Source organism: Bacillus cereus group sp. BfR-BA-01350 (assembly GCF_022663775.1).
Taxonomy (GTDB): domain Bacteria; phylum Bacillota; class Bacilli; order Bacillales; family Bacillaceae_G; genus Bacillus_A; species Bacillus_A paranthracis.
The window spans coordinates 25,810-39,168 of record NZ_JAKUGD010000013.1 but is presented as its reverse complement, the minus strand read 5'-3'; the positions used below and the strand labels follow the sequence as shown (position 1 = coordinate 39,168).

The window sequence follows — 13,359 nt, the reverse complement described above, 5'->3', positions numbered from 1 at the left end:
GATAACGGTTATAAAGAGCAACGTTTTTTCTTCGTCTTGAGTTCTATTAATAAATTAAGTAAACGATCTAATTCTTGGCTGAAAGAAATTACTTTATGATGAGTGAATCCGTACTTTTCAACGAGATAGATCAATTCTTTCTTCTTCGCTTCTATGCGATCATTTAGTTTCGTTACGTTCATAAGTGAAATGAAATGCCTCCTATAAAAGTATTTACAACACAAAAAATAAGACCGAATGACTTCGGTCTTAAAGGAAATAAAACAACTTATAAATAGCATACACTGTTCATCAATAGTTTTTAATATAAAAATGAAAAATAAATTATTATCTATATTGAGAAAAATGTGTCTGATAATTATATTTTAACTCATAAAAGAGACTGTCTAATTAGTAGACAGCCTTTTAAGTATTAACCGTTATGATATTTGTACATCCAGAGGATACCGGATTTTAATAACCTCGGTACACGTCCCATTAGTGGTTGGTTTGCGAGTAAACCGAAGCCGTGCTTCTTACCAAGAGAGCCGAGAACACCTTTTAATTTAATGACAGGTAGTTCGTCAGGAAGTGGTTCATTATGCCAACGTTTTAATAATATTTGGACAATTTGTTCCCCTTGACCTTCAGCAAGTTGTGCAGATGGTGCGTGTGGAAGTGCTGCACAATCTCCTACAACATATACATGCTCGTTATTTGGAATATTGTGATATTTTGTTAAAACAACCCGTCCGCTACCATCTTGTTCAACTGGAAGGTTTCGAACAACTTCATTTGCTTGAATACCAGCTGTCCAGACGATTGCATCACATTCAAGTGGTTCATCGTGGTTGTACACAATATTTGGCTCTACTTTTGTAATGTTAGAGTTTCGTATAATAGTAACTTTATGTTTTACGAACCATTCTTCTACATATCTACTTAATTTCTCTGGATATGGGAATAGAATTCTATCTTTTCGATCAAATAAGTAAATTTTTAAATCAGAACGGCTTTCGCGAAGTTCACTTGCAACCTCAACGCCACTTAATCCAGCACCAACGACAGCTACCGTTGCATTTGGTTCTAGACTATTTAATTGTTCATATGTCTTACGTGTTTGTTCAATCGATTGTAGGCTATGTGTATATTCCTTCGCCCCAGGAACGTTATGGTATTTATCCTCACAGCCAAGTCCAATAATTAAATCATCATATTGGATCGCTTCGCCGCCATCGAGATGAACAGCTTTTTCTTCGAGATCAATATTTGTTACTGTGCCGTATTGAATATTGAGGCGTGGGTGTTCAGGAAACGGTATACGAATATGCGTTTCTGAAATAGTACCCGCAACTAATGCATAATATTCAGTTTTGAAGCAATGATATGGTACTTTGTCGATTAATGTCACTTGTACATCATCCGGAAGTTGGTTGCTTGGAAGTAGCCGCTGCAGAATTCTCATTCCACCGTAGCCGCCACCTAATATTACGAGGTGTTTCATGATGGATTACCCCTTTTCTGTTGAAATATCCCCTAATCATAAAATTTTATATTAATAAAATATTTTGACTTTACTCAATCAAATTATATCGAATTTGTGAACAAATAACAATGCATGAATGAATACTCTGTTGTACAATAAGAAGAAAAGTAGAGTAAACGATCTGCATTATTTAGTTACCATTTCATCGTAAATAGCATGTTATATAGAAGGAATCATCTATTTTGAAGTGAAATAATGAAGTAACTAAATAGTTTAGAAGGTGTAATGAAAACAACAAGAAACAGCTTAGTTTTTTTCTTATAGATGAAGTCAGAAAGTAATTTGTTTTGTAGTACAGGGGGGAGAATTTTGATTAAACCATTAATTGAATTTTGTGTAGGTAACCTTGCGAGTGGTTCACAAGCCGCTTTAGAGAAATTAGAAAAAGATCCGAATTTAGATGTAATGGAGTATGGTTGTTTAGGATATTGTGGTATTTGTTTTGAAGGACCGTTTGCTCTTGTAAATGGTGAAGTGGTACAAGGGGCTACAGTAGAAGAACTTGTTAATAATGTATATGAGTATTTGGATGAAAATCCAATGTTTTAAGGTGTTGCAATCGGCAGCACCTTTTTCTTTTTCTATTAGATAAAATTTTATTTCGCAGGGGAGGATAATATTGTATATAAATAAAAAAGGCCCTTTTTAGAAGGGCTTTTTTCTTACACAATTTGCGCAAGAATGGCTCATCGCCAAATGTTGTCAAATATGAGAAACGGGGGACATTCATATTGTGTTCTAAAAGCGTGCATTTTATACTTGAAATAACAAATTATTTTTGGAGTGAATACAAATGAGCCAATTTTCTTTTACAAAAATGCATGGTCTTGGCAATAGTTATATATATGTAAATATGTTTGAAGAACAAATTCCTGAAGAAGATTTAGCTCTTGTGGCGGAAAAGGTTTCAAATATTAATACTGGTATTGGAGCAGATGGAATGATTTTAATTTGTCCGTCTGACGTAGCGCCGGTGAAAATGCGCATGTTTAATAATGATGGATCAGAAGGAAAGAGCTGTGGTAACGGTCTACGCTGCGTAGCGAAATATGCGTATGAGCATAAACTAGTAGAAGATACAGTTTTCACAATTGAAACGTTAGCTGGCATTGTAACGGCTGAAGTAACGGTAGAAGAAGGGAAAGTTACGTTAGCGAAAATTGATATGGGAGCACCGCGTTTAACGCGTGCAGAAATACCGATGCTTGGCGAAGGTGAAACACCATTTATTCGTGAAAACTTCTTATACAATAACCATCGTTATGCATTTACAGCTGTTTCAATGGGAAATCCGCATGCAGTTATTTTTGTGGATGATGTAGAACAAGCACCTCTTACAACACTTGGACCAGTTCTTGAGACACATGAAATGTTCCCAGAACGAGTAAATGTTGAATTCATTGAGATTTTGAATGAGGAAGAGATGAACTTCCGCGTTTGGGAACGTGGATCTGGTGTAACACAAGCTTGCGGAACAGGGGCGTGTGCTGCAGTTGTAGCCTCTATTTTAAATGGAAAAATGGAACGTGGTAAGGAAATTACAGTTCATTTAGCTGGTGGCGATTTAATGATTGCATGGACAGAAGAAGGCAACGTGTTAATGAAAGGACCAGCAGAAGTAATTTGCCACGGAGTGTATGAGTACAAGATAGAAGCGTAAAGATGTATAATAGAACGAGAACAGAAAGGATGGTGTATTTCATGATTGAAGTAACAGAACAAGCAGCTTTTCAAATTAAAGATATGTTAAAAGATGCTGAAGATGGAGAGAAGTACGTGCGCCTTGCTGTACACGGCGGCGGATGTAGTGGTCTTTCTTACGGCTTAGGATTTGAAGTAGAACCAAAAGAAGACGACACAGTTCTTGAGTTTTTCGGTGTCGAATTTGTTATCGATAAAGAAAGTGCTCCGATTGTTAAAGGAGTAAAAATTGATTATAAACAATCTATGCTTGGCGGCGGATTTACAATTGATAATCCAAACGCAATCGCATCATGCGGATGTGGATCATCTTTCCGTACAGCGACGAACGCTGGTAAGCCAGAAGAGTGCTAAGTTTTTAGTTGAAATAGAGAAAGACCTTTTTAGCGATGGAGTGCAATCGTTAAGGAGGTCTTTTCTTTTACAGTAAAAAATCAAAAAGCCGCCTTCTAAATTTAGAAACGAGCCTTAAGATATTTGTATAACAAATTTTAAAATCTTAAACTAATTTATCTTTGCATAGATGCAAGTATCAGCTGGTTGTTTGCCGTCAGCTGAAACATCTTCATTACGTAATACCCCTTCAAGCTCAAAACCTAATTTTTCAGGGATCGCACGACTTTTCGTGTTACTAGCTTCACATCGGATTTCAATCCTTCTAAATTTAAATAACTGAAATCCAAGGTTTGTTAACGCACGTACTGTTTCTGTTATGTATCCACTGCCACTAAATTGCGTGTTAACCCAGTATCCAATTTCACATTTAGAAACATTCCAATCAATTCGGTGAAGGCTAGCTGTTCCAATAAAATTATTCGTCTCCTTATGGTAGATAAGGTAGCGAAAGCTTTCTCTTTTCAAAAAATTTATATGGGCATTTCTCAGAAGAATTTCCGTTTCTTCAACAGTAGGAATGGACTGGAATAAAGACAACCATTGCTTTAATTCACGAATGGAATCTTTAATAGCTTCGTGTACTACATTCCCTTCACCAGCTTGCAGTGGTGCTCGAAGAATGAGTCTATCTGTTTCTATTTGTAACGGAACATCTAATAAAATAGGATTCATATTATTTCTCCTCTCAAAACCTTTAATTGGGATATAATTAAATTTATGTAAAAAAATCACCTGAGAGCTAGAAAACAATAAATATATATTCACTTCATCATTTAGAAATCCCTTTTCACATATTGAAAACGAAATTGCTAGTTGATACAAAAAATAGCTGCTGAAGTAGCTTTAAGTTGGTCAAATCTTGCATGATTATTTATTTGATCTTCTTTTAAAGTTCTCTTTTTTCCAGTTATAATTGAAGGGTAGAAAGAGGGGATATATGCTGGAAGATATTTTTGAATTTATATTGAAGTACGTTATAGGTCCTATTTTTAGATGTATAAGATACCTTGTGATAGATATTATAATAGAATGCATAATAGAAGGTGTAATAAACGGTATAAGGAAATTACGTGATAAGTGGCGAAAGTGGCGTGAAAGACGTTATTGGCGGTAATAGGTACATAAAAAATTGGCAGTAAAGAGATAGAGGATAAAAAGCCTTAAGGGAGATGATTCATTCATTTCCCTTAAGGCTTTTTATAATGAAGTAGTAGCAACTCATCTATATTTAGAATCTGTACTCATGCCAATTGGTGACGGGATGATGGTTTCTAAAGTGAAGAAATAATTACTATCTTACAAAAGTGTAATGTTCATGTCATGTTTTTGAATTTCTTCTTTAAGCTCTGGGCTTTAAGATAACAATATAAGAAAAACACATGAGGTGAAGGAAATGAAAAGATATATTGCACTTTTTAGTATTTTAGTTGTATTTGCGAGTCTTTTAGTTGGCTGTGATTTAAATCGTATGGGTAAAGATGAGTACTACGTTCAAATTACAGTAGATGGAAAAGAGTATAATGGTAAGTCTGATAATGGAGAGCCATACAAACATTTTGAGTATAAATTAAAAGGGTTTGATAAAGACGGAAAAGAAAAAGAATTAGAATTTAATGCTCAAAAAAATCTTCGTAAAGAAGCATTCTTACGCGTATACAATTCAGATAAAAAAGGTGTAACAGCTTGGGAAGAAGTTAAGAAAGACGAGCTTCCTGCAAAAGTGAAAGAAAAATTAGGTGCAAAATAAGATAGAAAAAAGGAATTGACGAACAGGGTCAATTCCTTTTTTGATTCTCAAAATCCTCTTCTGAAATGACTGTAAATCCATGTCTTTTAAATAAAGCAGTTGTTACCCCGTAACCAGTTTGTTTATTCCCGTTAAATTCTCCCGTGTAAATGGTAGAACTACCACAAGATGGACTACGTTCTTTCAAAATAATATATTCTGGGTGTAAATTTTTGATTTGTTCTAGCGCTTTATAAGCACCGCTCACGAAAGATTCCGTGACATCTTTACCATCTTTTGTCATCACTTTCGCTTTTCCATCCAAAACGTCATCGCCATTCCCGCCAATAATTTCAGCTGAGGGACGAGGCGTTGGCAATCCACCTAATACTTCAGGACAAATGAGGACTGTATCTTCTTTTTGCAGGAGCTCCTCTATTTTTGAAATGAGATTGTCATTTCCATCATAACGACAAGCAATACCACCTAAACAAGCGCTAATTACGATCATATTTTCATCTCCAATAAAAAATATTAATTACCACGCCAAATTCCCTTCCGATTCCTTATTTATAAGTGAGGTGATAAAAATGGGAAGCTTATATAATTTAATGAAACCATATAGTGAATTTCGAAGTAAAGAAGAGTTTAATACATATCAAAAACAAGTTTTGAAGTGCTACCGATTTCAATTAAATAAAACGGATGCTACTATTATTCATTTTTTAGGAAAGTATGCAGTGAATGAGAAACAGAAAACAGTGGGGGTTGCTTGTCCGTTAATGGAGACGATTGCGACGAATGTTGGAAAAAGTATTCGTACAGTACGCCGCTCCATTGCAAAGTTAGAGGAATTAGGAATTATAAAGCGTGTTGCAACGAAAGAAAGACATAAACGCGGCGGGTATAGTGCGAACTTATATGTATTTCTTACATCTGCAATTGACCGTATGGATGACCGTATGAAATTGTCCGCATGTGAAAGTGAGAATGATGCAGCTGGCTGTAGTGGAATGGGGCAAAAATATGAGGGGGAAACAATTCTTTCTAAAAACATTCCACAAATAAAAGAGAATAGAAAAGGAACGTACGAGCTTGATGAGACGTATTGCCGTCACGATATACCGAAGCCTTTTATATATGCACTTCTGCCGATGACGAGTAATCCGAAGAAGATTAATATATTTTGGAGTAAGGTGGAACTTGCGTATAAAAAGAGTGGGTTACTAGAACAAGGTGTTTTACTGGAGCAAATATTAGCTGATGAAGAAGTGTATGGGAATTTCATTTGGCGCGTGAAAAGTGTTGTGAGAGCGTATAAATACGGGGAAATCCGTAAAAATGTGAAGGCACTTTTATATAGTACAGTGCGGGATTTATTTTTAGAGGTTGGATTAGAATGGGGAGCAGCACTGAGAAGAAGTAAGGGGATACCGTTATTTGATCCGTTTAAAAAGGAGCCATGCGTAAATGCATGACTCCAAGTAGTTAATCAAACTTTCTTACAACTGGAACACGAATCGCTACAAATAGTACGAAGACGATAACGGCGATTGCACCACTTTTCATAACGGTTACGATTGGAATTCCTATTGCAAGCGCGATAGATGTGAATGCGTAAGAAAGCGGGATAAAGCCCATTGATGATAGCATAAGTAAACTCATTACACGTCCCATCATTTCTTCTTTCACTGTCGATTGAATCATCGCCATAAGCGGAACGATAGCCATTGCGATTGTAATACCGTAAAACATGCCAGCTAATAATGCTTGCCAAAGTACGGTGCTAAAGTTGATGGATAAGAAGAATACGCCAGACAGTAGCATCATAATAATACAAAATAGACCGCGTCTACGATTAATATTTTTTAAACCGACAATGACAGCGCCTATTGCCATTCCGCCGCCGACAGACGCTTCTAAGTAACTAAACTGAAGCGAATCACCATGCAGAACATTTTTAACGAAAAGCGGGAAACCGACTTGCATCGGACCGATTAAAAATAAGTTTAGAAAGGCGCTACAAATAAGGAAAGTTGAAAGGAATGGCGATTCCTTTACATATAAAATTCCTTCTTTAATAGAAGTGAACATGCCTTTGTCTGTATTTTGCTGCTCTGGCATCGTAAATTGTATTTTTTGAACGAGTATGGCTGCGACAATGAGTAATAAAATTGTAATCGAGAAAATCGTTTCATAGTTCGTAAATTTGATAAGAATGCCGCCAAGTACAGGTCCTAAAATAACCGATGCTTGGTTCGTCATTTGTGTAAGTGAGTTTGCTTGTGTTAAACGGCTTTTTTCTACAAGTTCAGGCAAGATAGATCCATCAGCTGACCAGAAAAAAGCATCAGCAAGTCCAAAGAATAAAGCGAATAAAGCAAATGTATATAGTGTTACATCACCTACGATGAACCATGTAAGAATAGTCGCGACAAGAATCGCACGAACAATATTAGAATAAAACATAATGTTTTTTTTCGGGAATTTATCAGCTACAGCGCCGCCGATAATCATAAAAACAAGCCTTGGAACACTAAGAGCTACGAAAACAACACCGAGTGATGCCTCAAGGTTTAATGTTTTTGCTATGTACCACGTTTGTGAAAAAGTAAAAAAGGCTAAAGCGAAACTTGAAAAAAGAGTAGCTGCCCAAAGAAAAAGGAAATTCGTATTTTTTAATAACGGTTTTCCGCTTCCTTCTAAAGCAGATTTATTTTGTTGTAGTTCCTCCATATTGCTTCCTTTCTATGTGACAAATTTAAACTAAAAAACTTGTTAACAATCACTTTATCCCGCGTTAACGGGCAGTAAAACTCCCACCTCAAAATTTGGCTCGAGCAAAGAAGTTAGGTGGGAGACTAACTGCCCGTAAACGTCCGATTGGTTCAACTAATACTCAGTGGTGGGGGATGAATCCCCCCACCACTGAGTATAGTTTCACTTTATACAGTTTCTAATATTTCTATACTGCACTTTCTCATTGTAGACAATAATGTGGAATTTGCACAGTGGCTATTTAACGACAAAAAAGAAGATACCAAATGGTATCTTCTTTTTTGTCGTTTAGGCTAATGCAATATAAATATCCAATTGAACGTTGTTTGGATCTAACGCTCTTTCGTCATAAAGCTCAAAGTCTGTTGTAAAAGCACGCTTATTTTCTTTTGACCATTTCCAAATATATTCCCAAGCCTCGCAAACGACTTCAGCAACTGGTCCTTTTCTCGTTGTAAATACCGCATACGTAGCGGCAGGTATTGTTAAAGTTGTCATATTTGCAGGAACGTCTTCTAATGAAGAAACAGGCATGCCAATTGTGTATTTATATGTACCCGTTTCATCTGATTCGTAATTTGAGTAGAAAGCGAATGTTTCTTTCGTTTGTTGATTTGGAATGTGGTGCATGATTTGTTCTTGGAAGTACCGGTTCCAAAGCCCGGGAATTTTCCCTTCAGTAGATGCCTCTTTTTCGTTGGTCGTCGTAATCGAAATGCCGATTGCTTGGAAAGCTTCTTTTTTTACGATGATAGGTTCTTTCATTTTAAAATATCCCCCTTATTGGATAGAACGTTTGTTCTTATTTATTGTAACATATTTTGGAAGGGAACGATAGCGTAATAAAAAAGAACTCCTTCGCATAAAAGGAGTTCTTTTTGTTTCTATATTAAAACATACTAGAGCTATGCATCGGTTGAAGTTTTGCGTTTGGATCGAAGTAAGCTTTCGCATTGTTTACTGCTGTTGGTGCTTCACCGAAGCCGCAAGCAATGAGCTTTACTTTTCCTTCATATGTACAAATGTCACCAGCAGCGTAAATGCCAGGAATATTTGTTTCCATTTTCGAATTCACGAGAATGCTGTTTTTTTGTATATCTAAGCCCCAGTTTTTTATTGGGCCAAGGGAAGAAACGAAGCCGTAGTTTACGATTACATCATCAACATCGATGATAATTTTTTCTTCTGTTTTTACGTGTTGTAGAACGACTTGTTCAATTTTGTCATCACCAATGAGTTCTACTGGAACGTATGGTGTGCTTACTTCTGCACGAGAGTTCATTAAGCTTTCTACGCTATGTTCATGCGCACGGAATTTATCACGACGATGAACGATTGTAACTTTGTCGGCGATTGGCTCTAACATCATTGTCCAATCAACAGCTGAATCGCCGCCGCCAAATACTACGACGCGCTTACCAGCAAATTTATTCATATCATCAACGAAATAATGTAAATTTTTCTTTTCGTACTTTGCTGTCCCTTCTAATTCTAAGCGGCGTGGTTGGAAAGCACCGTTACCAGCAGTAATAATGACTGATTTAGAATAGTGAGTTTGCTTATTTGTAACAAGTTTAAATATACCGTCAGCTTGTTTCTCAAGCGTATCAACAGCTTCTTCTAAACAAACGGTTGGATCAAATTTCTTCATTTGCTCTTTTAAGTTATCAACTAACTCTTGTGCACGCACTTTCGGGAATCCAGCTACATCATAAATGTATTTTTCAGGGTAGAGTGCGGATAATTGTCCTCCAAGCTGAGGTAAGCTTTCAATAATTTTTACACTTGCTTGTCTCATACCGCCATAAAATGCTGTGAATAGTCCTGTTGGACCACCACCAATAATCGTTATGTCGTAAACTTTTTGATTTTCTGCCACTTTCATTCCCCCTATAGATGGAATTTTGATATTGATTTCATATATTGTTCATATGTACACGAAAATCCTGCAAATGATGATACTTTCAAATAAATGATAGCATATTTCAGTTCATAATACTTCTGAAAACGACTGAATTGTGTGTAAGTTTTCGCATAGACACTTTTTAATTGTATAAAATATGGAGAAAGGAAAATACATGAAAAAAAGGCTGAAAAACCCTTGAAAACGCTATGTTATTTTAAAATATTGATAATTCTCCAGACGCTTGAATTCTGGAATAAAACCGACTAATATAGGGAAGTATTATGTTAAATTTCTATGACAAAATTCGTACGATTTTTTGACTGCGTTTTGTTATGATATAGAATGTGATAAATTCCACATTCTTGACAAATAGAGTTTTTAGTACTTGGTATTATTTTTCATTACTATTATATAAAGAAAAGGGTTGTGATTTGGTGAAGACTCCAAAAATCGTAGTTTTAGGTGCAGGTTATGGCGGGATGATTACGACTGTTCGTCTGCAAAAAGCATTATCTGTAAATGAAGCTGAAATTACGTTAGTAAACAACAACAGCTATCACTACCAAGCGACTTGGTTACACGAGAGCGCAGCTGGTACATTACAAGATGAAAAAATCTGTCTAGATATTCAAGACGTTATTGATACAAATAAAGTGAACTTTGTACAAGATACAGTAGTAGAAATTAAAGCTGCTGAAAAACGCATTATCTTAAAAGACGGCGAGTTAGAATATGACTACTTAGTAATCGGTCTTGGTTTCGAATCAGAAACATTTGGAATTACAGGATTAAAAGAGCATGCATTCTCAATCGCTAACATTAATGCAACTCGTCAAATTCGTGAGCATATGGAAGCTAGCTTCGCTAAATATGCAGATGAAAAGCGCGATGAGTTAGTAACAATCGTTGTTGGTGGTGCTGGATTTACTGGTATCGAGTACGTAGGTGAGCTTGCAAACCGTGTTCCTGAACTTTGCAAACAGTACAATGTACCACGTGAAAAAGCACGTATTATCTGTGTAGAAGCTGCTCCAACAGCACTTCCAGGTTTCGATCCAGCATTAGTAGAATACGCTGTGAAACAACTTGAGAAAAAAGGTGTAGAATTCCGCATCGGTACAGCAATTAAAGAAGCAACTGAAGAAGGTATTATCGTTGCAAACGGTGATGATACTGAATTAATTAAGTCTGAAACAGTAGTTTGGGCTGCAGGTGTTCGTGGTAACGGTATTGTGGAAGAGTCTGGCTTTGAAGCAATGCGCGGACGTGTAAAAGTTGATGAGTACATGCACGCTCCAGGATACGAAGATGTATTCATGGTTGGTGACGCAGCGTTAATCATTAACGAAGAAATTAACCGTCCATACCCACCAACAGCACAAATCGCAATTCAACAAGGTTACAACATTGCGCACAACTTAACTGTGTTAGTTCGTGGTAAAGGCGAAATGAAGAAATTCGTATTCGACAATAAAGGATCTGTATGTTCTTTAGGTCATGACGATGCAATGGGCGTTGTTATGGGCAAAAAGTTAACAGGTTGGAAAGCTTCCTTCATGAAGAAAGTGATCGATAACCGTTACCTATTCTTATTAGGTGGACCTTTATTAGTTCTTAAAAAAGGTAAATTAAAGTTCTTTTAATATATAGTAGAAAAAGCAGAAACGGCTAAGAGCTGTTTCTGCTTTTTTCATTTAAAAAATATAGTATAATATATAAAAAAGAAAGAATATTCTGTCCGTTCTAATAGAGGAGGGTATGACATCATGGAGAAGCGAGGAAAAGTATGGTTAGCTGTCAGTGGCCTAGTAGCTACAAAAGATGGCAGGTGGTTATTCGTTAAGAAGAAATACAGTGGGTTAAAGGGGAAATGGTCTTTACCGGCTGGTTTTGTAAATGAAGGTGAGACCGTTGATGAAGCTGTGAAACGTGAAGTGTTAGAAGAGACAGGTATTGTCGCTCATGTGAAGGGGATCATTGGTGTTAGATCGGGCGTGATTCGCAATGAGATTAGTGATAATATGATTATTTTCCTTTTGGAGCCTGAAGGGGAAGAGATTATTGTACAGGAGAAGGAATTGTCTGAAGTAGCGTTTCTACATCCAGATACGATTGCGGACGATCCAAATACGTCTGTACTTATTACATATTTGTTAGAAAGACAATCAGAATTACATCTTGAAATGGACAAAACATTAAATCCAGGAGAGCAGTTTGGTTATACAGCCTATCACGTATTTACGGCACATACGAAGGAGAGGGAGAAAGAGTGAGTATACCGGTATTACTTATTTCAATGATGTTATTTTTCATTTTGTTTTTTGGAATTGGATTTTTACTCAACATGATATTGCGAGCGACATGGGTAATGGTTATTGTATATCCGATTGTTTGTATGCTTATTATTAATAAGGCGAGTATGTGGGATTATTTTTCAAAGCCAAAAGAAACATTTTCTTCATTTGGGACAAGTGTATCGCATTTAGGACAAGCAGATGTGTTTATTTTATCTACTGGGTTAGTAGGTGCTGCTTTAGCAGGAATCGTAATTAAAAAACTTCGGAAAAGCGGATATCAAATGTTTTAATCTCCAATGCAATTGGAGATTATTTTTTTTGCATATTCTTTCATCGTATAGGGAATGATTAACGATGAAGGAGTGTGGCATATAAAAATGTTAAAACGATATTGTATTCGCATTATGATGACTTGTTTACTTGCAATTGCATTATGCGTAACATGGAATGCTTTCACAGGAGTTTCTTTATTAGAGATTGTAAAGAAATATGAGGGAACGAGTGCAAAAGAAGTACATGCAGCAGAAGTTAAGAGAAATGTTGCTCCGAGTAAAGAAGTGATAAATGCTTTAGAGCAGGCAAACGACTGGTCTAAATATCGTTCAATTGAAATGACGGCAACAGGTTATACGTCGGGAATTGAGTCAACTGGTAAGAGGCCGGGACATCCGGAGTATGGTATTACATATTCAGGTGTTAAGGCGAAAAGGGATTTATATTCCACAATTGCAGCGGACTTACGCGTATTCCCAATTGGAACAATCTTATTCGTACCAGGTTATGGGTATGGTGTAGTAGCTGATAAGGGCGGTGCAATAAAAGGAAACCGTCTTGATTTGTACTATGATACGGTGAAAGATGTTTATAGCCAATGGGGTAAGAAAAAAGTAAATGTATATGTAGTTAAGATAGGAAATGGTAAGTTTTCAGAAGAAGAGTTAACGATGTTAAACCAAGATGAGACGATGCAAGTGTTTCGCGGACAATATTTAAAACAAAGATAGTCTAGTGGTAATTACGCTAGACTTTT

At 36.4% G+C, this 13,359-nt stretch carries 16 protein-coding genes and 1 pseudogene; 10 read left to right on the top strand and 7 right to left on the bottom strand.

All coding sequences use genetic code 11. The annotated features are described in order from the left end of the window. Positions 1 to 8: 8 nt before the first annotated feature. On the bottom strand, positions 9 to 182 hold the full coding sequence (locus tag MR147_RS22330; protein ID WP_001103330.1) for a Spo0E family sporulation regulatory protein-aspartic acid phosphatase: 174 nt from the start codon (positions 180 to 182) through the stop codon (positions 9 to 11). Between the two features lie 230 nt (positions 183 to 412). Continuing rightward, on the bottom strand, positions 413 to 1,483 hold the full coding sequence (locus tag MR147_RS22325; RefSeq protein WP_000682073.1) for an NAD(P)/FAD-dependent oxidoreductase: 1,071 nt from the start codon (positions 1,481 to 1,483) through the stop codon (positions 413 to 415). A gap of 351 nt (positions 1,484 to 1,834) precedes the next feature. Here MR147_RS22325 and MR147_RS22320 point away from each other — a divergent pair, with 351 nt between their 5' ends. From MR147_RS22320 to MR147_RS22310, 3 genes are all read left to right on the top strand, one after another. Beyond that, complete coding sequence (locus MR147_RS22320; protein WP_000595026.1) at positions 1,835 to 2,074, top strand: YuzB family protein; 240 nt, start codon at positions 1,835 to 1,837, stop codon at positions 2,072 to 2,074. A 244-nt stretch (positions 2,075 to 2,318) separates the two neighbouring features. Continuing rightward, positions 2,319 to 3,185, top strand: a complete 867-nt coding sequence (gene dapF, locus MR147_RS22315) for a diaminopimelate epimerase (RefSeq protein WP_000077385.1) — start codon at positions 2,319 to 2,321, stop codon at positions 3,183 to 3,185. A 41-nt stretch (positions 3,186 to 3,226) separates the two neighbouring features. Beyond that, positions 3,227 to 3,580, top strand: a complete 354-nt coding sequence (locus tag MR147_RS22310) for a HesB/IscA family protein (protein WP_000573822.1) — start codon at positions 3,227 to 3,229, stop codon at positions 3,578 to 3,580. 150 nt (positions 3,581 to 3,730) lie between these two features. Here MR147_RS22310 and MR147_RS22305 read toward each other — a convergent pair whose 3' ends face one another. Continuing rightward, positions 3,731 to 4,294 (bottom strand): GNAT family N-acetyltransferase, encoded by a 564-nt coding sequence (locus MR147_RS22305; protein WP_074606387.1) that lies wholly within the window; start codon positions 4,292 to 4,294, stop codon positions 3,731 to 3,733. A gap of 526 nt (positions 4,295 to 4,820) precedes the next feature. Between MR147_RS22305 and MR147_RS27185 the strand changes: the two are divergent. Together MR147_RS27185 and MR147_RS22300 are read left to right on the top strand one after the other, a co-directional pair. Further along, a pseudogene (locus MR147_RS27185) lies at positions 4,821 to 4,910 on the top strand (methyltransferase); the annotation flags it as partial. A gap of 105 nt (positions 4,911 to 5,015) precedes the next feature. Then, a complete protein-coding gene (locus MR147_RS22300) occupies positions 5,016 to 5,369 on the top strand; it encodes a YxeA family protein (protein ID WP_000833158.1) in 354 nt (117 codons plus the stop codon). A gap of 28 nt (positions 5,370 to 5,397) precedes the next feature. On the opposite strand, the gene MR147_RS22295 is transcribed toward MR147_RS22300, so the two are convergent. Beyond that, positions 5,398 to 5,859 carry a 2-thiouracil desulfurase family protein gene (locus MR147_RS22295; protein WP_001982685.1) on the bottom strand — a complete coding sequence of 154 codons (462 nt, stop codon included), beginning with the start codon at positions 5,857 to 5,859 and terminating at the stop codon, positions 5,398 to 5,400. A 79-nt stretch (positions 5,860 to 5,938) separates the two neighbouring features. On the opposite strand from MR147_RS22295, the gene MR147_RS22290 reads away from it, so the two are divergent. Next, positions 5,939 to 6,826 carry a helix-turn-helix domain-containing protein gene (locus MR147_RS22290; protein WP_074606385.1) on the top strand — a complete coding sequence of 296 codons (888 nt, stop codon included), beginning with the start codon at positions 5,939 to 5,941 and terminating at the stop codon, positions 6,824 to 6,826. Positions 6,827 to 6,836: 10 nt separating this feature from the next. On the opposite strand, the gene MR147_RS22285 is transcribed toward MR147_RS22290, so the two are convergent. The 3 genes from MR147_RS22285 to MR147_RS22275 form a co-directional block, all read right to left on the bottom strand. Beyond that, positions 6,837 to 8,084, bottom strand: coding sequence for an MFS transporter (locus MR147_RS22285; RefSeq protein WP_074606383.1), 1,248 nt, complete (start codon positions 8,082 to 8,084; stop codon positions 6,837 to 6,839). Positions 8,085 to 8,414: 330 nt separating this feature from the next. Beyond that, entirely contained in the window at positions 8,415 to 8,891 is a 477-nt protein-coding gene (locus tag MR147_RS22280; RefSeq protein ID WP_074606381.1) for a GyrI-like domain-containing protein, read from the bottom strand. A gap of 124 nt (positions 8,892 to 9,015) precedes the next feature. Next, entirely contained in the window at positions 9,016 to 10,005 is a 990-nt protein-coding gene (locus MR147_RS22275) for an NAD(P)/FAD-dependent oxidoreductase (RefSeq protein WP_000829779.1), read from the bottom strand. A 461-nt stretch (positions 10,006 to 10,466) separates the two neighbouring features. On the opposite strand from MR147_RS22275, the gene MR147_RS22270 reads away from it, so the two are divergent. The 4 genes from MR147_RS22270 (at position 10,467) to MR147_RS22255 (ending at position 13,333) form a co-directional block, all read left to right on the top strand. Continuing rightward, positions 10,467 to 11,675: an NAD(P)/FAD-dependent oxidoreductase gene (locus tag MR147_RS22270; protein WP_000856615.1), complete on the top strand. Its 1,209-nt coding sequence runs from the start codon at positions 10,467 to 10,469 to the stop codon at positions 11,673 to 11,675. Positions 11,676 to 11,798: 123 nt separating this feature from the next. Further along, complete coding sequence (locus MR147_RS22265) at positions 11,799 to 12,305, top strand: NUDIX hydrolase (RefSeq protein ID WP_000415311.1); 507 nt, start codon at positions 11,799 to 11,801, stop codon at positions 12,303 to 12,305. Beyond that, complete coding sequence (locus MR147_RS22260) at positions 12,302 to 12,619, top strand: YuiB family protein (protein WP_000027015.1); 318 nt, start codon at positions 12,302 to 12,304, stop codon at positions 12,617 to 12,619. Before MR147_RS22265 ends, MR147_RS22260 begins: the two co-directional genes overlap by 4 nt. 87 nt (positions 12,620 to 12,706) lie before the next feature. Continuing rightward, on the top strand, positions 12,707 to 13,333 hold the full coding sequence (locus MR147_RS22255) for a 3D domain-containing protein (RefSeq protein ID WP_000920101.1): 627 nt from the start codon (positions 12,707 to 12,709) through the stop codon (positions 13,331 to 13,333). The last annotated feature ends 26 nt before the right edge of the window (positions 13,334 to 13,359 follow it).

Coding starts and splice junctions, on each gene's coding strand:
- MR147_RS22330 (WP_001103330.1), bottom strand. CDS start 182: ATGAACGTAACGAAACTAAATGATCGCATAGAAGCGAAGAAGAAAGAA.
- MR147_RS22325 (WP_000682073.1), bottom strand. CDS start 1,483: ATGAAACACCTCGTAATATTAGGTGGCGGCTACGGTGGAATGAGAATT.
- dapF (WP_000077385.1), top strand. CDS start 2,319: ATGAGCCAATTTTCTTTTACAAAAATGCATGGTCTTGGCAATAGTTAT.
- MR147_RS22310 (WP_000573822.1), top strand. CDS start 3,227: ATGATTGAAGTAACAGAACAAGCAGCTTTTCAAATTAAAGATATGTTA.
- MR147_RS22305 (WP_074606387.1), bottom strand. CDS start 4,294: ATGAATCCTATTTTATTAGATGTTCCGTTACAAATAGAAACAGATAGA.
- MR147_RS22300 (WP_000833158.1), top strand. CDS start 5,016: ATGAAAAGATATATTGCACTTTTTAGTATTTTAGTTGTATTTGCGAGT.
- MR147_RS22295 (WP_001982685.1), bottom strand. CDS start 5,859: ATGATCGTAATTAGCGCTTGTTTAGGTGGTATTGCTTGTCGTTATGAT.
- MR147_RS22290 (WP_074606385.1), top strand. CDS start 5,939: ATGGGAAGCTTATATAATTTAATGAAACCATATAGTGAATTTCGAAGT.
- MR147_RS22285 (WP_074606383.1), bottom strand. CDS start 8,084: ATGGAGGAACTACAACAAAATAAATCTGCTTTAGAAGGAAGCGGAAAA.
- MR147_RS22280 (WP_074606381.1), bottom strand. CDS start 8,891: ATGAAAGAACCTATCATCGTAAAAAAAGAAGCTTTCCAAGCAATCGGC.
- MR147_RS22265 (WP_000415311.1), top strand. CDS start 11,799: ATGGAGAAGCGAGGAAAAGTATGGTTAGCTGTCAGTGGCCTAGTAGCT.
- MR147_RS22255 (WP_000920101.1), top strand. CDS start 12,707: ATGTTAAAACGATATTGTATTCGCATTATGATGACTTGTTTACTTGCA.